Source organism: Mesorhizobium sp. LNJC391B00 (genome assembly GCF_000502535.1).
In the GTDB taxonomy this organism is placed as follows: Bacteria; Pseudomonadota; Alphaproteobacteria; order Rhizobiales; family Rhizobiaceae; genus Mesorhizobium.
This window is the reverse complement of the sequence record NZ_AYWI01000002.1, coordinates 300262-326010: the sequence shown is the minus strand read 5'-3', so window position 1 is coordinate 326010 and position 25749 is coordinate 300262. Positions and strand designations below refer to the sequence as shown.

The window sequence follows — 25749 nt, the reverse complement described above, 5'->3', positions numbered from 1 at the left end:
GGCGTGCGAACCCTGCCAGCGATCACACCCGCCTCAAATCCAGCGCCTGACCCGCTTCGCATAGTCGCGGTACTTCTTGCCGAATTTGGCGAACAGCACCTTCTCCTCGCTCTCGATGGCGACCTTCTGCGTTGCAAAAGCCGCGATCAGGGCCAGCGGCAGGAACCATACGATCCCCGAGACGAAGGCGACGCCGATCAAAAGCAGCGTGTTGGCCAGATACATCGGGTTGCGCGTGACGCCGAACGGGCCGGACGTCACCAGATGCTCCGGCACGCCATTGGGGTTCATCGTCGTTTTGGCCCGGATCATGGTGCGGATAGCGGTGAACCAGAGGGCTGCGACGGCAAACAGCACCACAAAGCCGGCGGCAAACAAAAGGTCGCCCAAGAGGTCGCCGATCCAGGGCAGGGGATAGAACAGGCCGAGCACGATGCTGATGCCGATGGCGGCGATGTAGATCAGCGGCGGCCACGGGATCAGCCGTGGTCTCGATAGATCGGGTTTTGCCAGCCCGGGTTTTGTGAGCTTGTCGGTCATTGTTGCCCTCCCTGCGTCATCGGACTCTCCTCCGTCTTGGCGGTGCAGATGCTGGCGAGTTCACCGAGATGCGCTTTGAACTCCGGGGTCTGGTCGCCATTGTAGAGCCGGTCGAATGCCGCTTCGCTTTGCAGCGTGTCCAGCATGCACACACAATAGCTGGTGCAGAACTCCGTGTCGCGCTGCTGTTCGCAGGATACCTGGCATTCCTTGAGGAAGACCACTTCCCGTGTCTCGACCGGCGCCGGCGCGATCTGCGAGAACAGCCAGACGCAGCCGAACAGCAGCGGCTGGTGGATCAGATAGAAAGCCAGGCTGTGGCGGCCGATGAAGGTGAGCGGCCTGGTCCAGCTTCCCGATGCCAGCGTGGCCAGCCGCGCCAGCAGGCCGGTGGTGGACGCAAACTTTGCCGCGGCGATGCCGAGAAGCACGGCGCCGAACCAGGGAAAAAGCGGCACGTAATCGTTGGAGCGCGGGTTGATCGCCGACAGGCCGACCCACCACAGCGCCGGATGATCGAAGGCTTCGGATCTGAAATAGATCGGCCCGGCGATCACCACCGCCGCCACGACCAGCGTCAGCCAGGAAGGCAGCCGCAGAAACAAAAGGCCGAGCAGGCTGGCCAGCGCGATCTGATGCAGGATGCCGAAGAAGATGAAGCTGTCCGGCGTNAGAAACAAAAGGCCGAGCAGGCTGGCCAGCGCGATCTGATGCAGGATGCCGAAGAAGATGAAGCTGTCCGGCGTGATGAAGTACGTGACCGCCGATATAGCGGCGGCCGCGACGGCGACCATGGCAAAACGTTTCCAGAAGCCGGTCCAGCGGATCTGCCTGCCATGAGCGAGAAACAGGCTGACGCCGACCAGGAACAGGAAGGTCGAGGCGATGCAGCGCGCATAGATCTTCCACCAACCGACGGCGGTGAGGCCGGGGTCGGTGTAGTGGAAATTTTCGAGATCCCAGGTGAAGTGGTAGCTCGCCATGGCGATCAGCGCGATGCCGCGTACGACATCGATGGCGACGATGCGCTTCGGTTGATCTCGCTTCAGTTGATCTCCAGGGGGTGCGGTATGGATGCTCATGGTCTCGCGATCTGATTCAGCCCCAAAGACGACTATCACGGTTGCACCGGACAAAAGAAGGCCGCCCTCTACGCTCCGGGTCGCGCCGTGCGGCTGCATCGGGCGGCGCTTTAGGCCAGAGCCGGAAAGCCTTTGGCCGAATTCGCTTTTTGCCGGGAAGGGGTCGGTTTCCTGTTACCGGCGGAGGAAGCGCCAGCGCAGATTTGGGCTGCGAGTCTGATTTGGGGATCAAATGTCCACCCATGTGCGCCATCCGATCTGGCTGCCAGCCCTGCGTCCGGCGGATGCGCGCACCTTTGCCTCGCTCTATGCGGTCGAATCCTTCGCCCGCGCCACGGTATCGAGCGTCATCCCGATCCAGGCCTATGAGATTCTGCACAACGAGCAGATCGTCTCGATCCTCTACACCATCGTGGCGCTGCTCGGCCTGTCGGTGACCTTGTTCATGCCGATCTTGATCCGCAGGTTTGCCCGGCGCTGGGTCTATACCGCCGGCGCCTGCCTGCTGGCGATAGGCTCGCTGTTCTTCGTCACCCACACGCTTGCCGGGCAACTGACAGGCATGCTGTGCCGCGTCATGGGGGCGAGCGCGCTGTCGATCACGCTCAACCTCTACATCATGGATCACATCCGCAAGACCGATTTCATGCAGGCCGAATCGCTGCGCATGGCGTGGTCGATGCTGGCCTGGACCGGCGGGTCGACACTCGGCATCTTCCTCTACACACGCTACGGCATCTATGCCGCGCATGGCGCGGTCGCGGTGTTTGCGTTGGCCTTGCTGGCGCTGTTCTGGACCTACAGGCTGGGCGACAACCGGTCGATCCGGCCGGGCAAGACACGGCCGGCCAATCCGCTGGCCAATATCGGCCGCTTCGTAGCACAACCCAGGCTCAGGCTGGCCTGGCTGATCGCCTTCGGCCGCTTCTGCTTCTGGACGACGTTCTTCGTCTACGGGCCGCTGTTCATGGTGATTACCGGCGAGGGCAAGCTTGCCGGCGGCCTGCTGGTTTCGGCCGGCAATGCGCTGTTGTTCATGGCGATCTTCTGGGGCAAAGCGGGAAAACGCTTCGGCGGCCGGCGCACCATGACCTTCGCCTATTTCGCGATGTCGGCGACGCTGCTTGCGGCGGGCGCGGTCGGCACTACCGCGCCGCTGCTTACGGGATTTTTCCTGCTCTGCGGCGCCTTCTTCGCCATCGCGCTCGATGCACTGGGCTCGACCGCCTTCATGCGCTCGGTGCGGTCCTATGAGCGGGCGCAGATGGCCGCGGTCTACCGCACCTATCTCGACTTTTCCGAGCTGACGCCGCCGCTGGTCTATTCGGTGGTGCTGGCGTTTTTCGGCCTCGGCTCGGTGTTCGTGACGCTGGGCATTCTGGCCGCGGTTTGCGGCTTTATCACCTGGCGCTAGCTGCCGAAGTCGCTTTAGTCGCCGATCAGGCGGTTGCCTCGAGCGCTGCATGCCGCTCGCGCACCCAGTTGTGGAAGCGGTGCAGATCGTACTCCTCCGGCATCAGCACGCCGGCCTGGTGGCGCATCGAGCGCAGGCCTTTCTGATTGATCTCGCAGATCGCGGCATCCTCCTCCAGCACCTGGGTGCCGAAGGCGACGACATTGTCGATGTCCGTCTCAGCCAGCGCGTCGGGCGCGAACAGCCATTCGGCGGTCAGCTCGGTCTGCTCCGGGCCGAGCGGCACCAGCCGCACCGTTCTGATATAGTCGACATGGCCAACGATGAACATCGAGGGCAGGCTGGTGGCATAGGTCTGTCCGGCCGCACGCTCGGCTGGCGTCAGGCCCGGGAAGACCGGGCCATGGGCATGTCCGTCGCGCGACCAGGTCTCGGCGCCGGCGCGCAGGCCACCCGAAAACTCTGGCGCGTCATTGTCGGCATGGCGGACCCAGTCGGGGTCGTCGTGCCGGCTCATCAGGCCGCGGCCATAGATCGGCACCAGCCGAGACAGGTCCTTGTGGACGCCCGGGCAATGCAGGCACTCGTTGAAGTTCTCCCAGAAGATCTTCCAGTTGCAGTTCATCACCTTGCGCAGGACATGGCCTGATACCAGCGTTTCCAGCGGCCAGTTGGCGAGGTCGCCGGATGCGGGATCGAAGGAGGTCCCGGCGGAGCCGGCCGCAGCCTGCTGAAGGTTCACAAAGACAAAGCCGCGCCACACCGACAGCGCCACCCGGTAGAGCGGATGATCTGCCTTGTCGAAACCATCTGGCAGCGATTTCGAGGGAACGCGCACGAGATCGCCGCGCAGCGAGTAGGACCAGGCATGGTAGGGGCAAGTGATGAGCCGCGCTTTCAGCCGGCCCTCGCTTTCCTGGCAAAGCTGCGAGCCGCGATGCCGGCAGGTGTTGTGGAAGGCGCGCAACTCGCCGGTCTCGTCGCGCAGAATGACGATTTCCTGCGTGCCGACGCGGAATGTCCTGAACGCCAGCGGCTGGGCGAGGTCGGCCTCGCGGCAGACGAGCAGCCAGCTTTTGTGCCAGATGGCGTCGAGATCGCGCTGGTAAGCCTCGCTATCCCAATAGGCCGACGACGGTAGCGTCGGTTCGGCCCTGCTCAGGCCGTTATAGGGGTCGCGCTCGCTCGGGTTGGGATGCATGGCTGGCTTCCTATGAAGCGTCAGCCGACACCCCGGCAAATCGTTTGTCAATCAGAGTGCCGCATTGCCGGTTGCAGGCGCGGCGAATAATCATGTCGTGAACATGGGACATTCGGAAATTGGGGGATTCGGAACGTGGCCGCACGACAGATGTCGCTTACGCCGGAGCTGGTCGCGCGCTGCTGGCGCGAGATCAGGGACCCCGGGCCGGATCCGGACGCGATGCATCTCGATGAAGCCGACTATGACGCGCTGCTGGATGAATTGCAGGTCGAACTCCCGGACAGCGAACCGCTATGGCTGTTCGGCTATGGATCGCTGATCTGGAAACCGGAAATAGATTATGTCGAGGACCGCGTTGCCTTGGCGCGCGGCTGGCATCGATCCTTTTGCATGAACATGACGCGCTGGCGCGGCACCAAGGACAGCCCCGGCCTGATGATGGCGCTGGACCGTGGCGGACAATGCAAGGGCGTCGCCTTCCGGCTGACCGACAGTAACCGGCGCGAGCAGTTGGGCCGGCTTTTCCGGCGCGAAGTCACGCTGAAGCCGACAAGCTACCGGCCGCGCATGCTGAAGCTTGCAAGCGAGGTCGGACCGCTCAGGGCATTGGCCTTCGTCATCAACCGCAACGGCCTGACCTATTCAGGGCCGCTCGACGAGGGCAAGGTCGTCGAAAGGCTGGCAACGTCCTGCGGGCACTGGGGGTCGGGCGCCGACTATCTCTACAACACGGTGAAAAACCTTGAAGAGCGCGGCATTCACGATCGCCATCTGTGGCGACTGCAGCGGCTGGTTGCCGAGCGGATCACCGCGTTGAACCCGTAACGCCGCATGGCGCATTCGCGCTGTTGGCCGGCGGAATTTGGTTTGCCGGATGCGGCCGTTTCAGCCTATAGTCATGCATGTCGTCGGTTCCGTTAGGGACCAAGAGGGAATGCGGTGAGGGCTGACTTGTTGCCCAATGCCGTGGCTGCCCCCGCAACTGTGTGCGGTAGTCCTCTCCAAGCCACTGAGGATTTTTTCTTCGGGAAGGTGGGGAAGGGCGCTGATCCGCGAGCCAGGAGACCTGCCGGCGACAGGGAACTGACTTCGATGCCCTCGGGTGGAGGGCGAAAGGACAAGATATGAATACCGCTTCCGTCTCCCTCGGCGCTTCCGTCTCCTCGCAGTCGCGCTTCATGCAGCTCGTGCTTAGCGCGTTTCTGGGGATTTTCGTCGTCGGCGTTGTCGGTTTCTCGCATATCGATGCGGTCCACAATGCGGCGCACGACTATCGCCATTCGATGGCGTTTCCCTGCCACTGACGAGGATCTGACATCATGAACCTGTTTCGCAACGTCGTGTTCATCGCGGCGATCGCAGGGCTCGTGGCCGGTGTCGCTCTCGCCTGCATGCAGGCCTACGCCACCGTGCCGCTGATCCTCAAGGCGGAGGTCTACGAAAAGGCTGGTGGCGGCCACGAGCATCAGCATGCCGCGGCGCCCGCCGCCAACGCTACGGACACCAATGCCATGAGCACCGCCGCGCCGGCGGAAAATGCGGTGAGCAGCGCAGCACCGGCTGAAGCAGCCGCGCCGGCGGAGGACGAAGGCTGGGCGCCGGCCGACGGCTTCGAGCGTTTCGCCTTCAGTGTCGTCGCCAATATCGTCACCGGCATCGGCTTCGCGCTGGTCCTGGTGGCGGTTTCCGAGTTCGCCGGCGGCATCGGCAGCTGGCGCCAGGGCGTGTTCTGGGGTCTGGCGGGCTTTGCCGTGTTCACGCTGGCGCCGGGACTCGGCCTGCCGCCGGAACTGCCGGCAATGCCGGCGGCCGATCTCATACAGCGCCAGATCTGGTGGTGGGCAACGGTGATGGCAACGGCGATCGGTCTTGCCCTTATCACCTTCCGCACGTCGGCGCCCCTGACCGTGCTCGCCGTCGTCCTGATCGTCGCCCCGCATATTGTCGGCGCGCCGCAGCCTGACAGTTTCGTAACGCCGATCCCGGAAGGCCTGCATCATCAGTTCGTGGTGGCGGTGACGCTGACCAATCTGGTGTTCTGGCTGGTGCTCGGCGCAGTTGTCGGCATAGTGCGCGCGCGCTTCACCGGCACCGCGACCAGCCTGCGCGACAGCTTTGCCTGATCGCAGTTTGACCTTCATCATCGGCGGTGCGCGCTCCGGCAAGAGCGCGCATGCCGAAACTTTGGCGACGGCGTTGCCGCAGCCATGGGCCTATATCGCCACCGCGCAAGCCTATGACGGCGAAATGCGCGAGCGCATCGCGCAGCACCGCTCGCGCCGCGGCGAGGGATGGGCGACCATCGATGCCCCGCTTGATCTTGCAGGTGCGCTCGAAGCATTGCCGGACAACCGGCCGGTGCTTGTCGACTGCCTGACGCTTTGGCTGACCAATCATATGCTGGCCGATCATGATCTAGAGGGGGAGTGCCGGCGGCTGGCCGATGTGCTTTCGCGGCCGCGCGGACCGTGGTTCGTGGTCTCCAACGAAGTCGGACAAGGCATCGTGCCCGACAATGCGCTGGCACGCCGGTTCCGCGATGCCGCCGGCCGGCTCAACCAGCAGATCGCGGTGGTAGCTGATATGGTGCTTCTGATGGTGGCGGGGCTGCCGCTCAAGGTGAAATGAGATGACCGATATCGACGCAAAAGACGAAGAACGCCATCGCGCCAAGATGGCCAAGCGCAAGGCGGTGCAGGACGCCGAGGTCGCGGAAAAGACGGTCGAGAAGGGGCTGCTGATCGTCAACACCGGACCCGGCAAGGGCAAGACCACGGCTGCCTTCGGGCTGGCGCTGCGCATGCTCGGCTATGGCAAGCGCGTCGGAATCGTCCAGTTCATCAAGGGCAAATGGCACACCGGCGAGAAGGATGCCTTCGCGGCGTTTGGCGGCCGCGTCGTCTGGCACACGATGGGCGAGGGTTTCACCTGGGAGACGCAGGATCTGAAGCGCGACATTAAGGCGGCCGAAGCCGCCTGGGCCAAGGCGCTGGAGTTGATCGCCGATCCCTCGATCAGCCTCGTCGTGCTGGACGAACTGAACATCGCGCTGCGTTACGACTATCTCGATCTCGACAGAGTGGTGGCGGCGCTGAAAGCGCGGCGCGAAGGGCTGCATGTCGTCGTCACCGGCCGCAACGCCAAGCCGGCGCTGGTCGAGGCGGCGGATCTGGTGACGGAGATGGGCGTGACCAAGCATCATTTTTCGGCCGGCGTGAAGGCGCAGCAGGGGATCGAGTTCTGAGGGGCTATCCTCACCTTTTACCCTCCCCCTTGTGGGGAGGGTCGNACTTGAGGGTGGTGACGTCTTTACCCTCCCCCTTGTGGGGAGGGTCGATCCGCGAAGCGGATCGGGGTGGGGGTCCTCGTAGGGCGCTGTCCCCCACCGCGGCGCTTCGGGCCGACCCTCCCCACAAGGGGGAGGGTAAAGGAAGGCGACGGTAAGCTCTCAGAACGTCACCGCGATAAGCACCGCCGACAGCAACCCGAACAGCCCAATCAGCAGATAGTCGGCGACCTGATAAAGTTTCAGCGCCCGCCTGATGTCCAGACTTTCCGCCTCGCGGCGGCCGCCTTCGCCCATGAAGGCATCGTTGACGACAACGCCGCCATAGCTGCGCGGGCCGGCGAGCGCCAGGCCGAGTGCGCCGGCCATTGCTGCTTCCGGCCAACCGGCATTGGGTGAGCGGTGCTTTTTGGCGTCGCGCCGCACTGCTTGCCAGGCGTTGCGGGGATCGGCGCCGTCAACGAGAAAGGCGGCGGCAACGATCAGCAACGCGGTCAGCCGGGACGCCGGCAGGTTGATCCAGTCGTCGAAGAGTGCCGCCGCGCGGCCGAAGGCCTCGTGGTGCGGGGTGCGGTGGCCGATCATCGAATCGGCGGTGTTGGCGGCCTTGTAGGCGACGCCGCCGGCCAGACCGCAGACACCTGTCCAGAAGGCGGGCGCAACGATGCCGTCGGAGAAATTCTCGGCCAGGCTTTCGATGGCGGCGCGGCTGACGCCGGCGTGGTCGAGCTTCTCTGGATCGCGGCCGACGATGCGCGCAACCGCAATGCGGCCGAGCGGCAGCCCGCCGGTATCCAGCGAATCGGCCACCGCCTCGACATGTTCGGTAAGGCTCTTTTGCGACAGCAGCGACGAGGCCAGGATTGCCGTGATGATCATGCCGGCAGGAAAGAGCTGCCAGAGCAGGATTTGCACGATGAAGGCGATTGCCGCCGGCACCAGCACGATCACCAGCAGCGCCTGCGCGCCGCGGCGGCGACGCAGCGCGTCGGAATCAGTGTCGCGGTTGAGCCTGAGGTCGAGAAAGGCTATCAGCCTGCCGAACCAGGTGACGGGATGGCCGACGGCACGGAACAGCCAGTCCGGGTAACCCAGGATGCGTTCGATGGCCAGCGACAGGAAAGCGATCAGGATCGACATGAAGCTTTCTGATGGAGCGATTACTGTGGTGGATCACGGTGGATCCCTTGGCCGGGCGAGGGCGCTCTTCCCTCACGCGCCACAACCTTTCGTCGATCTCTCGACAGGTATCAATCCGCACTCCTACCCGCTTTTCGAGCTGCCCGCCACCGCCCTGTCACGATTGCCGGAGGCCGCGCGCCTGCGTGAGCTGGCCAGGGTCGCGGCCGGCGCCTATGGCGCGCCTTCGGCCGAGAATGTGGCGGTCGCCCCGGGCACGCAGATCCTGCTGCCGCGCGTCGCCTCGCTGGTCAGCCCCGGCAAGGCGCTGGTGCTCGGGCCGACCTATGCCGAGCATGCCAAGGCCGCCGCGATTGCCGGCCATGCGGTGGCGGAGGTCGACGATTTCGAGGCGCTTGCCGGAGCCGAAATTGCCATCGTCGTCAATCCCAACAATCCCGACGGGCGAGTCGTGTCGCGGGAAAGGCTGCTTCGGCTTGCCGAGACATTGCGCGCCATAGGCGGTCTGCTGGTCGTCGACGAAGCCTTCATGGATGTCGGCCCGCACGCGGAAAGCCTGGCCGGCGATGTCGGGCGGGGCGGCATCGTCGTGCTGCGCTCGTTTGGCAAGTTCTTCGGTCTCGCCGGCCTGCGGCTCGGCTTCGCACTTTCCGATGCAGCGACGGTCGAAAGGCTTGAAACGCAATTCGGCCCTTGGGCGGTCGCCGGCCCAGCGCTCGAATACGGCATCCGCGCGCTTGCCGACAGCGGCTGGCAGGCCGACATGCGGCGGCGGCTGGCGCAGGATGCGGCGCGGCTCGATGCGCTGCTTTCGCGCTTTGGCGTTGCTGTCGCCGGCGGCACGACGCTGTTTCGCTATCTCCGGCTTGCCGATGCACCGGGGCTGTTTTCGACGCTCGGCGAGCGCGGCATATTGCTCAGGCATTTTTCCGAGCGTCCCCAGGTGCTCCGCGCGGGGCTGCCTGGACGTCAGGAGGAATGGCAGCGGCTTGAATCGGCGCTTGCCGACTGGGGCGCACGGCGCGACGATGGGTCGAAGGAGATCGCGCCATGATCCATATCTGTTCGCTGGCAAAGCTTGAGGAGACGGTGGCCAAAAGCGGCGCCGAGCGCGTGCTGTCGCTGCTCGCTGCCGGCACCGAGGTGACGCGGCCGGCCTCAATCGCGAGGGAAAACCACCTGCATCTGGTCATGCACGACATCGCGGTGGCGCAGGACGGCATGACCATGCCCGGCGAAGACCATGTGCGCAGTCTGCTCGATTTCGCCCGGAAATGGGACCGCGCCAAACCCATGGTCGTCCATTGCTATGCCGGCATCAGCCGCTCGACCGCCTCGGCCTATATCATTGCGGCGGCGCTCGCCCCGAAGCGCGACGAAGTCGAACTTGCGCAGACATTGCGGAAGCTTTCGCCCTCGGCGACACCCAATCCACGGTTGATCGCCGTCGCGGATGCTCTGCTCTCACGACAAGGCCGCATGATCGAAGCGATCGAAGCGATCGGGCGGGGCGCCGATGCTTTTGAGGGTACGCCTTTCGTGTTGAAGATCGACGGCTAAGGCGGCCCGCTATGCCAGCCAGTCGGCAAGCTTCGCCTTGCGCACATCCTTCAACAGGGTGATGAAGCCGTCGGCCTGATGCTCCGCCGTCAGTCGGCCTTTCTCGGCCGTGGCAATGCTGGCATCGCCGACCACGCCGTTGGGGTTGAGATCCCCAGCGATCCAGGCGAAAGCGTGCGTTCCGGTGTGGCGCAGCAGCGCAAATTCGGTTTCGGCGCGGGCGACCTTGGAGGCGAAATTGTCGGCCTTGGCCATGTCGACTAACTCCGGGCGAAAATGCAGCATCAACGAGGTCTCGACGTCGCCGCCATGGATGCCATGGCGGTCTTCCAGCTCGGTGTACATGCCGGCGGGGCGGCCGAAGCGCTGCCAGCTGGTCTTCACCGCCAGCATCCTCTCACGCACGCGCAGCTCGCGCGTGACGATGCCCATGATCTCTTCATTGCCGCCATGCGAGTTGACGACGATCAGTTTCCTTACGCCTGCGCGGGCAACGGACAGGCCAAGCTCGGTCCAGGCATCGACCAGGGTGGCCGCCGGCAGGGTGAGCGTGCCCGGCGCCTGCAGATGCTCGTTCGACTTGCCGACCGTTTGGACCGGCAGGATGCGGATGTCGAGATCGCCGGGCAGGCGGGCGATGACCGTCTCCAGCATGCCGTTCATGATCGAGGTATCGGTTGATACAGGCAGATGCGGGCCGTGCTGCTCGATCGCCGCCACCGGCAGCACGGCAATCGTCGCCTCCGGATCGATCGCGGCGTATTCGGTGGTCCGGTAGTCGCCCCACCACACGCGTCTGTTTGCAACGGTCATGTCATGCCTCTTGACTGTGAGGGAGACCTAGCGCGCCAAACGTCGCCTGTCGATCACCCAGCCGCAATCGCCTCGACCTCGACCTTGAACTCCGGCCGCGCAAAGCCTGACACGATCATCAGCGTCGAGGCGGGCGCGGGGCTGGCAAACAAGCGGTCGCGGACGTCCATATAGGGCCGCAGAAAGGCGCGGTCGGTGACGTAGGCGTTTATGCGCACGATGTCGCCTAGCCCCAGCCCGGCTTCAGCCAGAATCGCCGCTATGTTTTGAAAGCAGAGCTCGGCCTGCGCGCCGGCATCCTCGGGGATCTGGCCGTCCGCCGTGATGGCGACCTGGCCGGAGCACAGAACCAGCCGCTTGCCTGGCGGCACCTCGACGCCGTGGCTGTAGCGGGCGAAAGGCGGCTTGATCGACTTCGGCGCGAGGTATCTGAACATGGCAATCTCCTGTCTGCGAGACCAGCCTAAGACGTGACCGATAGTACGTTCAAGATGTGGTGCATGGCACAAGGGCGATTGTGGACAGGCGTCCAAAAAATAGGCACGATGCCTCCCGCACAGCATGACCCGTCCGGTGTTGGCAGTGACTGCCGCGCAAGCAGGCGGCCCGGGCGGTGGCATGTGTCTTGCTTCTTGGATCAATGGTGTCGAGCCCGGCGCGTGACGCTCCGGAGCCAACAAAGGGTGGTGTCGATGTACGGAAAACAGAAGATTTCAGCGCTTGCGGTCGCGCTGCTTGGAGCCGGCACGTTCGGCGCGGCAGCAAACGAGAAGGTCACCTTCGGCACCAACTGGCTGGCCGAGCCCGAGCATGGCGGCTACTACCAGGCCGTCGCCGACGGCACCTACGCTGCATGTGGCCTCGACGTGACGATTTCGCAGGGAGGTCCGCAGGTCAGCGGGCGGCCGCTGCTGCTGGCCGGCAAGCTCGATTTCTACATGGGCGGCAATCTGCTGTCGGCTTTCGACGCCGTCCAGCAGGGCATCCCGATGCGCGTCGTCGCCGCCGATTTCCAGAAGGACCCTCAAGTCATCATGTCCCACCCGGGGCAGGGGCTGGACAAGTGGGAGGATTTGAAGAACGCCGACCAGTACATTCTCGGCGACGAGGGCGTCCAGACCTTCTTCCAGTGGATGGTCATCGAACTCGGTTTCGATGCCGCCAAGCGCGTGCCCTACACCTACAACACCGCTCCATTCCTGGCCAACAAGAAGTCGATCCAGCAGGGTTACGTCACCTCGGAACCTTTTGCGGTCAAGAAGGAAGGCGGCTTCGTGCCCAACCAGTTCCTGCTCGCCGACTATGGCTGGGACACCTATTCGACGACGATCGAGGTGATGCAGGACACGATCGACAAGCGGCCGGAGGTGGTCCAGTGCTTCGTCGATGGCTCGGCCAAGGGCTGGTACAACTACCTCTACGGCGACAACAAGGCCGCCAACGAGATGATCAAGAAAGACAATCCCGACATGAGCGACGAGCAGATTGCCTTCTCGATCGAGCAGATGAAGAAGTTCGGCCTGGCCGATTCCGGCGACACCGAAAAGCTCGGCATCGGCGCCATGAACGAAGACCGGATCAAGAGCTTCTATGACAAGATGGTCAAGGCCAAGGTCACGCCCGAGGGCATCGATATCAAGAAGGCCTATACGCTGGCCTTCATCAACAAAGGTGTCGGAATCGAGCTGAAGAAGTAATCGTGAAGCTGGAAAAGATGGCGCAGGCGCCCATGACGGCATCGGGTGAAGGCCCGATGCTGCTGACGCTGCGCCATGTCGGCAAGGTGTTTTCCAATGGCGTGACTGCATTGAGCGACGTCGATCTCGCCATCCGCGAGGGCGATTTTGTCAGCCTGCTCGGGCCGTCCGGCTGCGGCAAGTCGACGGCGTTGAGGCTGATCGCGGGCCTGTCGACGCCGACATCCGGTCAGCTCGACTGGGGCGGTTCGATCGACCGCGCCAATATCGGCTTCGTCTTCCAGGAACCGACGCTGCTGCCTTGGGCCGATGTCTTCGACAATGTCTGGCTGCCGCTCAGGCTGAAAGGCGTGTCGCGTGCCAAGGCGGCGCCGGTGGTGACGGAGATGCTGGAGCGGGTGCACCTGACCGGTTTCGAAAACGCCGTGCCGCGCGAGCTTTCCGGCGGGATGAAGATGCGCGTCTCGATCGCACGCGCGATGGTGACGAAGCCGCGCATTCTGTTGATGGACGAGCCGTTCGCCGCCCTCGACGAGATCACCCGCTTCAAGCTCAACAACGACCTTCTGGAGCTGTGGCAGGACGAGCGCTTCACCGTCGTCTTCGTCACCCACAGCGTCTTCGAAAGCGTGTTCCTGTCCAACCGCGTCGTCGTCATGGCGGCGCGGCCGGGCCGCGTCCATGCCGAGCTTGCCATCGACGCCTCCTATCCGCGAGACGAGGTTTTCCGCACTTCGCCCGACTATGCCGCGCTCTGCCGCCAGGCCTCGGACATCCTGGTCAACGCCATCAACACATCAGCCGGACCGCACCATGACGGCCATTGACCAGAATGCCGCAACGCTCGACGCGGAAGAGGCGGGCCGCGTACGCCAGGAGCGGCTGGAGCGGATCGGCCGGTGGGTCTTGCCTTTGGCGATCATGATCCTGGCGATCTGGCTGTGGGACCGCATTTGCGTGTGGAACGCGATCCCGCAATATATCCTGCCGCGCCCCGGCGTGGTGCTGTGGACGCTCTATAGCGATGCGGGGCTCCTGTTCTCCGCGCTGCTGGTCACGTTGCGCATAACCTTTCTCAGCCTGCTGCTCGCGGTCGTCGGCGGCGTCGGACTGGCGGTGCTGTTTGCGCAATCGAAATGGGTGGAGATGTCGTTCTTTCCCTTCGCCATCGTGCTGCAGGTAACACCGATCGTGGCGGTCTTCCCGCTCATCAACATCTATGTGGACAACCAGACGGTGAAGCTTTTGCTTTGCGCCTGGATCGTCGCGTTCTTCCCGATCCTGTCCAACACCACGCTCGGCCTCAATTCGGTCGACCGCAATCTGCGCGACATGTTCAAGCTCAACGGCGCGACGCGCTGGCAGCAATTGCGCTATCTCAGACTGCCGGCGGCCATGCCGTATTTTCTAGGAGGCTTGAAGATAGCCGGCGGCCTGTCGCTGATCGGCGCCGTGGTGGCCGAGTTCGTCGCCGGCGCGCAGGGGCAGTCGTCGGGGCTGGCGTCGCGCATCATCGAGGCCGGCTACCGCCTCAACGCGCCAAGGCTGTTCGCGGCGCTGATCCTGATCTCGCTCACCGGCATATTGATCTTCCTGGTGCTGTCGCTGGTGTCGCATCTCATCCTGCGCCGCTGGCACGAGAGCGCGCTGAAGCAGGAGCGGTAGGGGGTTGGGTGACGTGATTGAGATGCTGGCGCGAAACACCCCCCTCTGGCCTGCCGGCCATCTCCCCCTCAAGGGGGGAGATTGGACGTCATCCGGGATTTCGCCAATTATCGACGTTGGAAGACGGGTGCTGTCGGAAAAGCTGCCAATCTCCCCCCTTGAGGGGGAGATGCCCGGCAGGGCAGAGGGGGGCGGTCCTTGATACCGACCTCTGGCTCGTACCATCTCACAAACGTCCGCCTTCACCGGTCGCTGACATCAGGCCTTGCCGCCACTTACGACAGCGACGGCTTCGCCCTGGCCGACATAACGGTCGCCGATGGCAAGACCTCAGCCATCGCCGCGCACAAGAAATCAAAAGCGCCAGCCACCGCCATCGACCTTGCCGGCCGCATCGTGCTGCCGTGCTTCGTCGACTGCCACACCCACATCGACAAGGGCCATATCTGGCCGCGCAAACCCAATCCCGACGGCAGTTTCATGGGCGCGCTCAATGCCACCGGCGCCGACCGTGCAGCGCGCTGGAGCGCCGAGGACGTGGCGCGGCGCATGGATTTCTCGCTGCGCTCGGCCTACGCGCACGGCACCAAGGCGCTGCGCACGCATCTCGACAGCGTGCCGCCACAGGAGGAAATCTCCTGGCCGGTGTTCGAGGCGATGCGGGAGAAATGGCGCGGCCGCATCGAATTGCAGGCAGCCTGCCTGCTCGGCATCGAAGGCGTGCGCGACAGAAAGTGGTTCGAGAGGCTGGCCAAGCGCGTGGCTGCGGCCAAGGGCGTGCTCGGCGTCGTCACCTATATGGTGCCGGATCTCGAAGAGCTTCTCGACAAGGTGTTCGCCGAGGCGAACAGGCACGGGCTCGATCTCGATTTCCACGCCGACGAGACCGACGACATCGCGGCGATATCGCTGAAGAAGATCGCCGAGGCGGCACTGTGGAACGGTTTTGAGGGCAACATGCTGGTGGGACATTGCTGCTCGCTGGCGCGCCAGCCGGATCTCGACGTGCTCGATACACTCGACAAGGTGGCCAAGGCGCGGCTGGCGGTGGTGTCGCTGCCAATGTGCAATCTCTATCTGCAGGACCGGCGTGCCGACCAGACCACGCCACGCTGGCGCGGCGTGACGCTGCTGCACGAGATGAAGGCGAGGGGCATCCCGGTCGCGGTCGCCTCCGACAACACCCGCGATCCGTTCTATGCCTATGGCGATCTCGACATGCTGGAGGTCTACCGCATGGCGACGCGCATCCTGCATTTCGATCATCCGGTCGGCGACTGGCCGCAGACGGTGGCGGCGACGCCGGCCAAGGTGATGCGGCTCGACGGTGTCGGGACACTGGCAGCAGGTGGCAGCGCCGATTTCATCGTCTTCAAAGGGCGGAGCTGGACGGAATTGCTGTCGCGGCCCGAATCGGATCGCATCGTCGTGCGCAACGGCCGAGCGATCGACAGGCAATTGCCCGACTATGCCGAGCTCGACGAACTGATGGTGGAATGATGGATGTTTCGGCGCTCAAACGCGATCTCGACGGGATAAAGCTCGACGACAATCCGGCCATCGTCCAGCAGAAGAGCCGCGACTTCTACTGGTACAGCCCGGTGCTGAAGCAGCAGCTCGACCACGTCACCGGCGACCTGATCGTGACGCCCAGGAACGAGGCCGAACTGATCCGCGTGCTTGCCGCTTGCCACCGTCATGGCGTTCCGGTGACGCCGCGCGGCAGCGGCACCGGCAATTACGGCCAGGCGATGCCGCTGTCGGGCGGCGTGGTTTTGAACCTCGCCGAGATGAACGAGATCAAGGCCATAGCGCCGGGCCGCGTCGTCACCGGGCCGGGCGCGATCCTCGCCGACATCGACAGAGCGACGCGCGCGCATTCCGGGCAGGAACTGCGGCTGTCGCCGTCGACCTACAACACCGCCTCGATCGGCGGCTTCATCGCCGGCGGCTCGGGCGGCGTTGGCTCGATCAATTTCGGCGGTCTGCGTGATTTCGGCAATGTGCTGCGCCTGCGCGTCGTCACTATGGAGGCGGAGCCGAAGGCGCTCGAACTCGCCGGCGAGGACCTGCACAAGGTCACCCACGCCTATGGCACCAACGGCATCATCACCGAGGTCGAGATGCCGCTGACTGCAGCCTATGAATGGACCGACGTGATCGTCGGCTTCGACGCTTTCATGCCGGCAGCCCGCTACGGCAACGCGCTGGCACGCCAGGACGGCATCCTGACCAAGCTGATCACGCCGATCGCCGCGCCCGTGCCGCAGCTCTATTTCAAGCGCCACCAGAAGTTCTTCCGGGACGGGCAAAGCATCTGCGTCGTCATGGTTGCCCGGCATGGGCTAGACGCGTTCCTCGCCTTCACCCGCCGCGCCGGCGGCGAAGTCATCTTCAATGCGGCGACGGGAACGGACGAAGAGAAAAAGGGCCTGCCGCCGGGCTTCGAACTGGCGTGGAACCACACCACGCTCAGGGCACTGCGGGTCGATCCCGCGATCACCTATCTGCAATCGCTCTATCCGTTTCCCAACCAGCTGGCGCTGGTGGAGAAGATGGACGCGATGTTTCCGAACGAGGTCTTTTCGCATCTCGAATTCGTGCGCCTCGACGGCAACATCACCTGCTTCGGCCTGCCGCTGGTGAAATTCACCACCGAGGCGCGGCTCAACGAAATCATCCGGCTGCATGAGGAGAATGGCTGCCCGATCTTCAACCCGCACCGCTACACGCTGGAAGAGGGCGGCATGAAGCAGACGGATGAAATCCAGCTCGCCTTCAAGCGCGAGACCGATCCGGAAGGCCTGCTCAATCCCGGCAAGATGATCGCCTGGGAAAATCCGGATTACGACTATCGCTCGGGCCGGACTTTTTTGTTCAGGGGTTTGCAGAAAGCAGAATGAGCAGAGGTTTGAGCTTGAGCACCCCCCTCTGTCCTGCCGGACATCTCCCCCGCAAGGGGGGAGATTGGCAGCCTGAACGCCGCGGCCCGGCAGGGCAGAGGAGGGTGCCTCGCGCCCACCTCGCAAGTATTTCCCCATGAAAGTCCTCGTCCTCTACGCACACCCGGTGGAGACCAGCTTCAATGCAGGTCTGCACCGCACGATCGTCGAGCGGCTGACGGCCGCCGGCCATGAGGTCGACGATTGCGACCTCTATGCAGAGGATTTCGACCCCAGGCTGACGCGCGGGGAGAGGCTGGATTATCATAACCAACGCAGCCCTGCGGACCCGGCCGCGCCCTATGTCGAGCGGCTGCTCAAGGCCGAGGCGCTGGTGCTGTCATATCCCGTCTGGAACTACGGCTTCCCGGCCATCCTGAAAGGCTTTTTCGACCGCGTGTTTCTGCCCGGCGTGTCGTTCAAATTGGTCGACGGCAAGGCGCAGCCTTCGCTCCACAACATCCGCAAGCTGACCGCCGTCACCACCTATGGCGGCAGCCGCTTCCGCGCCATGCTGATGGGCGATCCGCCACGCAGATTGGTCAAGCGGATGCTGCGCGCGACGATCAGGCCCGGCGCCTCGGTGTCCTACCTCGCGCATTATTCGATGAACCTGTCGACCGACGAGACGCGGGCAGCCTTCATGGCCAAGGTCGCGGCCGGGATGGATGAATTCTGATGCGCGTGCTGGTGGTCTATTGCCATCCGGTGCCCGAAAGCTTTTGCGCCGCCATCAGAGATGCCGCAGTCGATGTGCTGAAGGCACGCGGCTGGGAGGTGCGGCTGCTCGACCTCTATGCGGAGAAATTCGATCCGGTGATGGGCTGCGAAGAGCGACGCGCCTACAATGAGCGGGCGCCGGAGGATCCGGCCCTAAAACCGCATTTCGAGCATCTCGCCTGGGCTGAGGCGATCCTGTTCATCTATCCGACCTGGTGGTACGGGCTGCCGGCCATGCTGAAGGGCTGGCTCGACCGGGTCTGGGCGACCGATGTCGCCTTCAAGCTGGGCAAGGGGCGCATCACGTCGCTGATGACACATGTCACCAGGGTCGGCGTCATTACCACCTGCGGCGCGCCGACCTGGTGGAGCGTCGTCGTCGGCCAGCCCGGCCGCAAGACCTTGCTGCGCGGTATGCGCGCGCTGTGCGCCCGCCGCTGCCGGACGTTTTTCCTGGCGCACTACCTGATGGACGCCTCGACGCCAAGGACGAGGGCGGCGTTTCTGGTGAAAGTGCGGGCGAAGCTGGAGCGGTTTTAAGCTTCTTCACCCTACCCCTTGTGGGGAGGGTCGCGCAGCAAATGCCGCAAGGCGGCTTTTGCGAAGCGGGGTGGGGGGTCTCGTAGGGCGCACCCCCACCCCGTCTCGCAATCGCCGCTTCGCTCCGACTGCGAGCCGACCCTCCCCACAAGGGGAGGGTAAAAAGGTGCTACATCCTCGTCCGTTCCGCCTTGGGATCGTACATCGGCTTCAGCGATGCTTCCGCCGCAAAACGCTCGCCGGCGATCTCGATCTCGTAGGACGAGGCCAGCACATCCGCCTCGCTCTCGCCCTGGCAGGGCACATAGCCCAGTCCGATCGCGCCGCCGAGATGGTGGCCGTAATTCCCCGATGTGATCGGGCCGACGATCTTGCCGTCGCGCAGGATCGCCTCGTTGTGGAAGAGCAGGGGTTCAGGGTCTTTCAAACGGAACTGCACCAGCCGGCGCGACAGGCCGGCTTCTTTTCTCTTCAGCACCGCATCGCGGCCGATGAACTCGCCCTTGGCGGTTTTGACCGCAAAGCCGAGGCCGGCCTCCAGCACATTGTCCTCGTCGGTGATGTCGTGGCCGAAATGCCGAAACGCCTTTTCGATGCGACAGGAATCGAGCGTATGCAGGCCGCAAAGTTTCGGGCCGACATCCGCCCCCGCCTCATCGATCGCCTCGAAAACATGGGCAGCCTGGTCGGTAGAGACATAAAGCTCCCAGCCGAGTTCGCCGACATAGGTGACGCGGTGGGCGCGGGCGAGGCCCATGCCGATCTCGATCTCCTGGAAGGTGCCGAACGGATTGTTCTCGTTGGAGAAATCGTTAGGGCTGACTTTCTGGATCAGCTTTCGCGCATCCGGACCCATCAGGCAGAGCACGCTTTCTGCCGCCGTCACATCGGTGATGACAACGAATTCCTCGCCGACATGCCGCCGCAGCCAGGCGAGATCGCGTTGCAACGTCGCGCCCGGTACGACGAGGAAATAGGCCGTGTCCGACAGCCGCGACACGGTAAGATCGCTCTCGATGCCGCCGCGCTGGTTGAGCATCTGAGTGTAGACGATCTTGCCCGGCGCCACGTCCATGTCGTTGGCGCAGAGCCTTTGCAGGAACGCGCAGGCATCGCGGCCCTCGACACGGATCTTGCCGAACGAGGTCATGTCGAACAGGCCGACCTTGTTGCGGACCGCCAGGTGTTCCTCGCGCTGGTTGTCGAACCAGTTCTGCCGCTTCCAGGAATAGCGGTATTCGCGCTCTTGCCCTTCGCGGGCGAACCAGTTGGCGCGCTCCCAGCCGGCGACTTCGCCGAAGACCGCGCCGCGCGCCCTCAGGTGTTCATGCAGGGGCGATCGCCTGACATTCCTGGACGTTGCCATCTGCCGGTAGGGGAAATGGTCGGCATAGAGCAGGCCGAGCGTCTCGGAGACCCGCTCCTTGAGATAGCGGCGGTTCTTCTGGAATGGCTGGGCGCGGCGGATGTCGACTTCCCAGAGGTCGAAGGGCGCTTCGCCGTCATTGATCCACTGCGCCAGCACCATGCCGGCGCCGCCGGACGACACGATGCCGATCGAGTTGTAGCCGGTCGCCATCCAGTAGCCCGACAGCTCCGGCGCTTCGCCGAGATAGTAGCGGTCGTCGGGGGTAAAGCTTTCGGGGCCGTTGAAGAAGGTGTGAATGCCGGCGGTTGCCAGCATCGGCATGCGGTTGACGCCCATCTCGAGGATCGGCTCGAAATGCTCCATGTCCTCCGGCAACTGGTCGAAGCAGAAATCCTCGCTTATGCCGTCCATGCCCCAGGGCTTGGCCACCGGCTCGAAGGCGCCAAGCATCATCTTGCCGGCGTCTTCCTTGTAGTAGGCGCACTCATCCGGCACGCGCAGCACCGGCAGCCGGCCAAGGCCGGGGATCGGCTCGGTGACGAGATAAAAATGCTCGCAGGCATGCAGCGGGATGGTGACGCCGTTCTGGGCGCCGAGTTCGCGCGCCCACATGCCGGCGCAGTTGACGACGATGTCGGCCTCGATCGTGCCCTGGTCGTCGCCTTGCGCCCACGACACGCCGGCGACGCGACCGGCCTTGGTGTGGACCTTGGTGACCTTCACATTCTCGACGACTGTGGCGCCGCGCTGGCGGGCGCCCTTGGCCAGCGCCATGGCGATGTTGGCCGGATCGCATTGGCCGTCGAGCGGCAGATGCACGGCGCCGACCACATCGGACACGTTGAGATGCGGGTACATCTCCTTGACTTCACCAGGCGAAATCTCGCGCACATCGACATCGAAGGCGCGGGCGAGCGAGGCCTGACGGTAAATCTCGTGCTTGCGCTCCTCGGTCAGCGCCACGGTGATCGAGCCGACCTGGCGCATGCCGGTGCCGACTTCGGTCTCGGCCTCCAGCTTGACGTAGAGGTCGGCCGAATATTTCGCCAGCCGCGTCATGTTCTGCGAGCCGCGCAGCTGGCCGATCAGGCCGGCGGCGTGCCAGGTCGTTCCCGAGGTCAGCTGCTTGCGTTCCAGCAGCACGATGTCGGTCCAGCCGAGCTTGGCCAGGTGGTAGGCGACCGAACAGCCGGAGACACCGCCGCCGATAATAACCGCGCGGGCCTTGATGGGAATGCTTCTGGTCATGCGGCCTCGCGGCGATAGCCGGATGCGAAGCGGCGCAGGCGTTTTGCGGCTTCCTGAAGCACCGGTTCCGGTTGGCAGAGGCTGATGCGGATGTGGCCGGCAGCGGCCTTGCCGAAGCTGGAACCCGGCATGACGCCGACACTCTCCTGGTCGAGAAAGGCCCAGGCGAATTTCTCGTCGTCGGGCTCGACGGCGGAGATGTCGAGCATGACATACATGCCGCCCTCGGAGCCGTGCACGCTGACATTGTTCATGCCGCGCACGGCGTCGAGCAGGACGGTGCGGCGCGCCGCATAGCGTTCGGCGATCTCCTTGACGCCAAAGCAGTTCTCCAGCGCCTCGGCGCAGGCGATCGAGATGAAGGCCGGCAGGCCGTAGGTCGTCACCAGATTGAGATTGGTCAACAGCGTGATCATCTGCGTCGGGCCGGTCAGCCAGCCCATGCGCCAGCCGGTCATGCCGTGGCTCTTGGACATCGAATTGATGACCAGCGTGCGCTCGGCCATGCCGGGCAGGCCGCGCGGCGAGATGTGCTCGCCGCCGCCGAGCGTCCAGTAGACCTCGTCCGACAGCAGCCAGAGATCGTGCTCGCGGCAGATCTCGGCCAGCTCTTCCAGACGCTCACGCGAATAGACGGCGCCGGTCGGGTTGTTCGGCGTGTTGATCAAAATGGCGCGCGTGTTGGGCTTGAGCGCCGCGCGGATCATCTCGGCGTGCGGCTGGAAACCGTCTCCGGCCGGCGTCTCGACGACGGTGAAGCTGGCGCCGGCGGCGCTGAACGTGTTGGGATAAGTCGCGTAGTAGGGCGCCACCACGATAGCGTGATCGCCCTGGTCGAGAACGGCCTGCACCGCCGCGTAAAGGGCGGCCTGACCGCCCGGCGTGGCGATCACCTGGTCGGGGCTCGTCTCGACCCCGGTGCAAGCGGTCGAGGCCGCCGCCATCGCCCTGCGAAGGCGCGGAACGCCGGAAAGCGGGGTGTAGTGATGGTTGCTGCCGCGAACCGCCGTCACGCAGGCTTCGATCGTCTGGCTCGGCGTATCGAAATCATGGTCGCCGACCGACAGCATGATGATGTCCTGGCCGGCCTCCTTGCGGGCCCATGCCTCGGTGTGGACCTCCCAGCCATCCTTGCCCGAAGGCACGATGCCGGAAATGCGCGATGACGGTCTGGGCATCAGGATACTCCCGAGATTTCGTGGCCGGCCTGTTCGAGCTGGTCGCGCAAGGCAGCGATGTGGGCCGGGCCGACTTCGCAGCATCCGCCGACGATGGTGGCGCCGGCGGCGACCCAGCCGAGCGCCTGGTCGGCATAGGCATCCGGATCAAGGTCGTGGCGGGCGTGCAGCACTTCGACCGTTCCGCCATGCTTGAGCGCTTCGACAGAGGTGAAGCCGTTGGCATAGGCGCCGACCGGGCCGCCGAGAGCAATCAATTCGGGCAGTGCCGCGGCGATCGCTTCTGGCCGGCAGCAATTGACCAGGCGCGCTGCAACCGTCAGGCCGTCGAGGGCGTCCGCCGCTGCCGCTATTGTTTCGCCGCTGCGCAGGCGCGGCGCGCCGTGATCGGCGAGCGTCCAAGACACCCAGACAGGTTTGCCGCTTTCCGACGCAGCCGTAACGGCCGCACGGCCTTCCTCGGCTGAGGCCATGGTCTCGCACAGGAACAGGTCGACGCCATCGCCCTGCTCGGCGACGATGCGGCGATAGATGTCCAGCGTCTCCTGGAACGATATGGTCAGCGCCGGCGCATAGCTGCCGAACAGCGGTGACAGGCAGCCGGCGATCGCTGCATCGCCTGCCTCCTCGCGTGCCTGTCTTGCCAATTCGATGCCGCGCTTCTGCAAGGGCTTGAAGAGGTCTTCTGCTCCTTCCCGCGCGAGACGCTCCGGCGTTGCCGAATAGGTGTTGATGGTGATGACGCGAGCGCCGGCCCGGATGAATTCGGCATGCAGGTCACGCACCAGATCCGGCTCGTCGATCAGCACCCTGGCCGACCAGAGCGGCGTCGGTTCGGAGCTGCTGCGGCGGACCAGTTCCTGGCCCATGCCGCCATCGGTGAGAATGACTTTCTTCATGCTCTCAGTCTTTCGTTTTTCGGATCCCACAGCGGCTCGTCTTTCTGCACGACTGCCTTGAAACGATCGCCAAAAATTTCAATCTCGATCGCGGTATCGGGTTCAGCCAGGTCGGCGCGCAGCATGCCGAGCGCGATCGATTTGTCGATGCGATGCCCCCAGCCGCCGGACGTCGTCTCGCCGACGATCTTGCCGTCATGCCAGAGCGTCGACACGGACGGCGCGTCGCAATCGCCTGGGTTTTCGACCACCAGCGTGACGAAGCGCTTCTTCACGCCTTGCTGCTTTTCGTTCTGCAGGGCTGCCTTGCCGCGGAAGTCGGGCTTGTCCCATTTGACGAAGCGCTCGAGCCCGCCCTGCAGGACCGTATAGTCGGTCGACAGGTCGCCCTTCCAGGTCCGGTAGCCCTTTTCGAGGCGCAGCGAATCCAGCGCATACATGCCGAACGGTTTCAGACCGTGTTTTTGTCCCGCCGCCCAGATGGCGTCGAAGATGGCGGCGGTGTCTCCCACCTTGGTGTGGATTTCCCAGCCGAGTTCGCCGGCGAAGGATACCCGCACCAGCTTCGCCCAGCGGCCGGCGATGGTGGTTTCCTGATGCGTCAGCCAGGGCAGCGAGAGATCCGCGCCACAGACATCGGCCAGGATCTTGCGCGAATTGGGGCCGGCGAGGATTTGCGTCGAATAGTCTTCGGTCCTGTCGGTGAGGGTGAAAGCCGCGTCCTTCGGCAGGCGCGACTTCAGCCATTCGAAATCGTGCCACTGCGCTACCGCCGCGGTGATCAGCGTCATCTGCTCTTCGCCATGGCGCACCACCGACATCTCGGTGACGATGCGGCCCTTGTCGTCGGCGAAATAGGCGAGGCCGATTCGGCCGGGCTTGGGCACCAGACCGGTGACCTGCAGCGCCAGCCATTCGGCTGCGCCAGGACCTTCGAGGTTGAAGCGCGAGAAGCCGGGCAGGTCGAGAATGCCGGCGGCGTCGCGCACCGCCAGGCATTCTTCGCGCACGCGGTGCTGCCACGGCCCGTCGCGGCGGAAGGTGAGTGTTGCTTCTTCCGACGTGTCGTCACCGGGTTGCGCATACCAGGTGGCACGCTCCCAGCCATTATAGGCGTCGAACTGGGCGCCGAGCGCCTTGATGCGATCGTGGATCGGCGACAGCTTGCGGTCGCGCCCGGCCGGCCAGGCATGTCGCGGAAACTGGATGGCGTATTCGTTGCCGTAGATCTCGATGCCCTTGGCGACGCTATAGTCGGGGGCGGCCGCAAATGAGGTGAAGCGGCGCGGATCGCAGGACCACATGTCCCATTCGGTCTGGCCCTGCGTCACCCATTCGGCCAGCACCTTGCCGGCGCCGCCGCCCTGGGCAATGCCGAAGGTGAAGACACAGGCCTCGAACGCGTTGGGAACGCCGGGCATCGGACCGATCAGCGGATTGCCGTCCGGCGCGTAAGGGATCGGCCCGTTGATCACCTTGGACAGGCCGGCAGTGCCCAGGATCGGCACGCGGGCTACGGCATCGGCAAGGTAGTGCTCGAGACGGTCGAGATCGTCGGGGAAGAGCTGGAAGGAAAAGTCCTCCGGCATCGGGTCGTTGTGGGTTGCCCAATGCGCGCGGCAATTGCGCTCATAGGGACCGAGATTCATGCCGTTCTTTTCCTGGCGCAGATAGTAGGAGGTGTCGACGTCGCGCAGCAGCGGCAGCTTCTTGCCCTGCTCCTTCGACCACGCCACCAGTTCGGGGATTTCCTCGAACAAGATGTACTGATGGCTCATCACCATCATCGGGACGTCGCGGCCGAACATTTTGCCGACTTCCGCGGCTCGGTAGCCGGCGGCGTTGACGACGATCTCGCAACGGATCTCGCCTTGCGGCGTCTCGACAACCCATTCGTCGTTCTCGCGGCGCACACCTGACACCGGACAGAAGCGGACGATTCTGGCGCCCATGTCGCGCGCACCCTTGGCCAGTGCCTGCGTCAGCTGCGCGGGGTCGATGTCGCCGTCGTTTGGATCGTAGAGCGCACCTTTGAGGTCATGCGTCTCGATGAAGGGATAGCGGCGCTTGATCTCGTCGGGGCCGACGATGTCGATGTCCATGCCCTGGTAGCGGCCCATGCCCTTGGCGCGCTGGAACTCCTGCATGCGCTCCTTGGTGTGGGCGAGGCGGAGCGAGCCGGTAACGTGGTAGTTCATGGGATAGTCGACGGCATCAGCCAAGCCGCGATAGACCTCGGTCGAATAGCGCTGCATGTTCATCAGCGACCAGGACGACGAGAAGGTCGGCACATTACCGGCGGCATGCCAGGTCGAGCCCGATGTCAGCTCGTTCTTTTCAAGCAGCACGCAGTCGGTCCAGCCCGCCTTGCACAGATGGTAGAGCGAGGAGGCGCCGACGATACCGCCCCCGATGATTACCACGCGCGCCGTGGTCGGCAAACCGGCCATAT

25 protein-coding genes and 1 riboswitch are annotated in these 25749 nt (G+C 64.3%); of the genes, 15 read left to right on the top strand and 10 right to left on the bottom strand.

Annotated features, from left to right (window positions below; genetic code table 11):
* Positions 1-33: 33 nt before the first annotated feature.
* A complete protein-coding gene (locus tag X750_RS158420; RefSeq protein ID WP_023746857.1) occupies positions 34-540 on the bottom strand; it encodes an isoprenylcysteine carboxylmethyltransferase family protein in 507 nt (168 codons plus the stop codon).
* On the bottom strand, positions 537-1622 hold the full coding sequence (locus X750_RS158425; RefSeq protein ID WP_023746856.1) for a DUF1624 domain-containing protein: 1086 nt from the start codon (positions 1620-1622) through the stop codon (positions 537-539). The genes X750_RS158420 and X750_RS158425 overlap by 4 nt, the downstream gene beginning before the upstream one ends.
* A 232-nt stretch (positions 1623-1854) precedes the next feature.
* Between X750_RS158425 and X750_RS0132325 the strand changes: the two genes are divergently transcribed.
* Positions 1855-3036: an MFS transporter gene (locus tag X750_RS0132325; protein ID WP_031242620.1), complete on the top strand. Its 1182-nt coding sequence runs from the start codon at positions 1855-1857 to the stop codon at positions 3034-3036.
* A 25-nt stretch (positions 3037-3061) separates the two neighbouring features.
* On the opposite strand, the gene X750_RS158430 is transcribed toward X750_RS0132325, so the two are convergent.
* Positions 3062-4237, bottom strand: a complete 1176-nt coding sequence (locus tag X750_RS158430; RefSeq protein ID WP_023746855.1) for an aromatic ring-hydroxylating dioxygenase subunit alpha — start codon at positions 4235-4237, stop codon at positions 3062-3064.
* A gap of 135 nt (positions 4238-4372) precedes the next feature.
* On the opposite strand from X750_RS158430, the gene X750_RS158435 reads away from it, so the two are divergent.
* The 5 genes from X750_RS158435 to cobO all read left to right on the top strand — a co-directional run bounded on the left by X750_RS158435 (position 4373) and on the right by cobO (position 7484).
* Positions 4373-5065: a gamma-glutamylcyclotransferase gene (locus X750_RS158435; protein WP_031242617.1), complete on the top strand. Its 693-nt coding sequence runs from the start codon at positions 4373-4375 to the stop codon at positions 5063-5065.
* 67 nt (positions 5066-5132) lie between these two features.
* Positions 5133-5329, top strand: a riboswitch (cobalamin riboswitch).
* 35 nt (positions 5330-5364) lie between these two features.
* A complete protein-coding gene (locus tag X750_RS158440; RefSeq protein ID WP_023670784.1) occupies positions 5365-5544 on the top strand; it encodes a CbtB domain-containing protein in 180 nt (59 codons plus the stop codon).
* A 15-nt stretch (positions 5545-5559) separates the two neighbouring features.
* Positions 5560-6363, top strand: a complete 804-nt coding sequence (locus tag X750_RS158445) for a CbtA family protein (RefSeq protein WP_023746853.1) — start codon at positions 5560-5562, stop codon at positions 6361-6363.
* Positions 6356-6868 carry a bifunctional adenosylcobinamide kinase/adenosylcobinamide-phosphate guanylyltransferase gene (cobU, locus tag X750_RS158450; RefSeq protein WP_023746852.1) on the top strand — a complete coding sequence of 171 codons (513 nt, stop codon included), beginning with the start codon at positions 6356-6358 and terminating at the stop codon, positions 6866-6868. Before X750_RS158445 ends, cobU begins: the two co-directional genes overlap by 8 nt.
* Position 6869: 1 nt before the next feature.
* Positions 6870-7484: a cob(I)yrinic acid a,c-diamide adenosyltransferase gene (cobO, locus tag X750_RS158455; RefSeq protein ID WP_023741616.1), complete on the top strand. Its 615-nt coding sequence runs from the start codon at positions 6870-6872 to the stop codon at positions 7482-7484.
* Between the two features lie 204 nt (positions 7485-7688).
* On the opposite strand, the gene cbiB is transcribed toward cobO, so the two are convergent.
* Positions 7689-8666: an adenosylcobinamide-phosphate synthase CbiB gene (gene cbiB, locus X750_RS158460; RefSeq protein WP_023746851.1), complete on the bottom strand. Its 978-nt coding sequence runs from the start codon at positions 8664-8666 to the stop codon at positions 7689-7691.
* On the opposite strand from cbiB, the gene cobD reads away from it, so the two are divergent.
* Together cobD and X750_RS158470 are read left to right on the top strand one after the other, a co-directional pair.
* The gene (gene cobD / locus X750_RS158465; protein WP_023746850.1) at positions 8665-9720 is read left to right on the top strand and encodes a threonine-phosphate decarboxylase CobD; all 1056 of its coding nucleotides are present in this window, start codon (positions 8665-8667) and stop codon (positions 9718-9720) included. The genes cbiB and cobD overlap by 2 nt on opposite strands.
* On the top strand, positions 9717-10226 hold the full coding sequence (locus X750_RS158470; protein ID WP_023746849.1) for a tyrosine phosphatase family protein: 510 nt from the start codon (positions 9717-9719) through the stop codon (positions 10224-10226). The genes cobD and X750_RS158470 overlap by 4 nt, the downstream gene beginning before the upstream one ends.
* Before the next feature lie 9 nt (positions 10227-10235).
* On the opposite strand, the gene X750_RS158475 is transcribed toward X750_RS158470, so the two are convergent.
* On the bottom strand, positions 10236-11039 hold the full coding sequence (locus X750_RS158475; RefSeq protein WP_023670776.1) for a creatininase family protein: 804 nt from the start codon (positions 11037-11039) through the stop codon (positions 10236-10238).
* A 53-nt stretch (positions 11040-11092) separates the two neighbouring features.
* On the bottom strand, positions 11093-11476 hold the full coding sequence (locus X750_RS158480; protein ID WP_023731928.1) for a RidA family protein: 384 nt from the start codon (positions 11474-11476) through the stop codon (positions 11093-11095).
* A gap of 255 nt (positions 11477-11731) precedes the next feature.
* Between X750_RS158480 and X750_RS158485 the strand changes: the two genes are divergently transcribed.
* The 7 genes from X750_RS158485 to X750_RS158515 all read left to right on the top strand — a co-directional run bounded on the left by X750_RS158485 (position 11732) and on the right by X750_RS158515 (position 18603).
* Positions 11732-12736 carry an ABC transporter substrate-binding protein gene (locus X750_RS158485; RefSeq protein WP_023670774.1) on the top strand — a complete coding sequence of 335 codons (1005 nt, stop codon included), beginning with the start codon at positions 11732-11734 and terminating at the stop codon, positions 12734-12736.
* A gap of 2 nt (positions 12737-12738) precedes the next feature.
* Entirely contained in the window at positions 12739-13563 is an 825-nt protein-coding gene (locus X750_RS158490; protein ID WP_023706113.1) for an ABC transporter ATP-binding protein, read from the top strand.
* Positions 13550-14401, top strand: coding sequence for an ABC transporter permease (locus X750_RS158495; RefSeq protein WP_023670772.1), 852 nt, complete (start codon positions 13550-13552; stop codon positions 14399-14401). The genes X750_RS158490 and X750_RS158495 overlap by 14 nt, the downstream gene beginning before the upstream one ends.
* Positions 14402-14599: 198 nt before the next feature.
* On the top strand, positions 14600-15901 hold the full coding sequence (locus tag X750_RS158500) for a cytosine deaminase (protein ID WP_023706112.1): 1302 nt from the start codon (positions 14600-14602) through the stop codon (positions 15899-15901).
* A complete protein-coding gene (locus X750_RS158505; protein ID WP_031242615.1) occupies positions 15901-17304 on the top strand; it encodes an FAD-binding oxidoreductase in 1404 nt (467 codons plus the stop codon). The genes X750_RS158500 and X750_RS158505 overlap by 1 nt, the downstream gene beginning before the upstream one ends.
* Before the next feature lie 136 nt (positions 17305-17440).
* Positions 17441-18022: an NAD(P)H-dependent oxidoreductase gene (locus tag X750_RS158510; RefSeq protein WP_023700354.1), complete on the top strand. Its 582-nt coding sequence runs from the start codon at positions 17441-17443 to the stop codon at positions 18020-18022.
* On the top strand, positions 18022-18603 hold the full coding sequence (locus X750_RS158515; RefSeq protein WP_023690990.1) for an NAD(P)H-dependent oxidoreductase: 582 nt from the start codon (positions 18022-18024) through the stop codon (positions 18601-18603). The genes X750_RS158510 and X750_RS158515 overlap by 1 nt, the downstream gene beginning before the upstream one ends.
* Positions 18604-18772: 169 nt before the next feature.
* On the opposite strand, the gene X750_RS158520 is transcribed toward X750_RS158515, so the two are convergent.
* From X750_RS158520 to X750_RS158535, 4 genes are read right to left on the bottom strand one after another with little or no spacing between them, the layout of a single operon-like run.
* Positions 18773-21220, bottom strand: a complete 2448-nt coding sequence (locus X750_RS158520) for an FAD-dependent oxidoreductase (protein ID WP_023690991.1) — start codon at positions 21218-21220, stop codon at positions 18773-18775.
* Positions 21217-22398: a pyridoxal phosphate-dependent aminotransferase gene (locus tag X750_RS158525; protein ID WP_023746847.1), complete on the bottom strand. Its 1182-nt coding sequence runs from the start codon at positions 22396-22398 to the stop codon at positions 21217-21219. Before X750_RS158525 ends, X750_RS158520 begins: the two co-directional genes overlap by 4 nt.
* The gene (locus tag X750_RS158530; protein ID WP_023746846.1) at positions 22398-23297 is read right to left on the bottom strand and encodes a homocysteine S-methyltransferase family protein; all 900 of its coding nucleotides are present in this window, start codon (positions 23295-23297) and stop codon (positions 22398-22400) included. Before X750_RS158530 ends, X750_RS158525 begins: the two co-directional genes overlap by 1 nt.
* A complete protein-coding gene (locus X750_RS158535) occupies positions 23294-25747 on the bottom strand; it encodes an FAD-dependent oxidoreductase (protein ID WP_023746845.1) in 2454 nt (817 codons plus the stop codon). Before X750_RS158535 ends, X750_RS158530 begins: the two co-directional genes overlap by 4 nt.
* Positions 25748-25749: the final 2 nt, after the last annotated feature.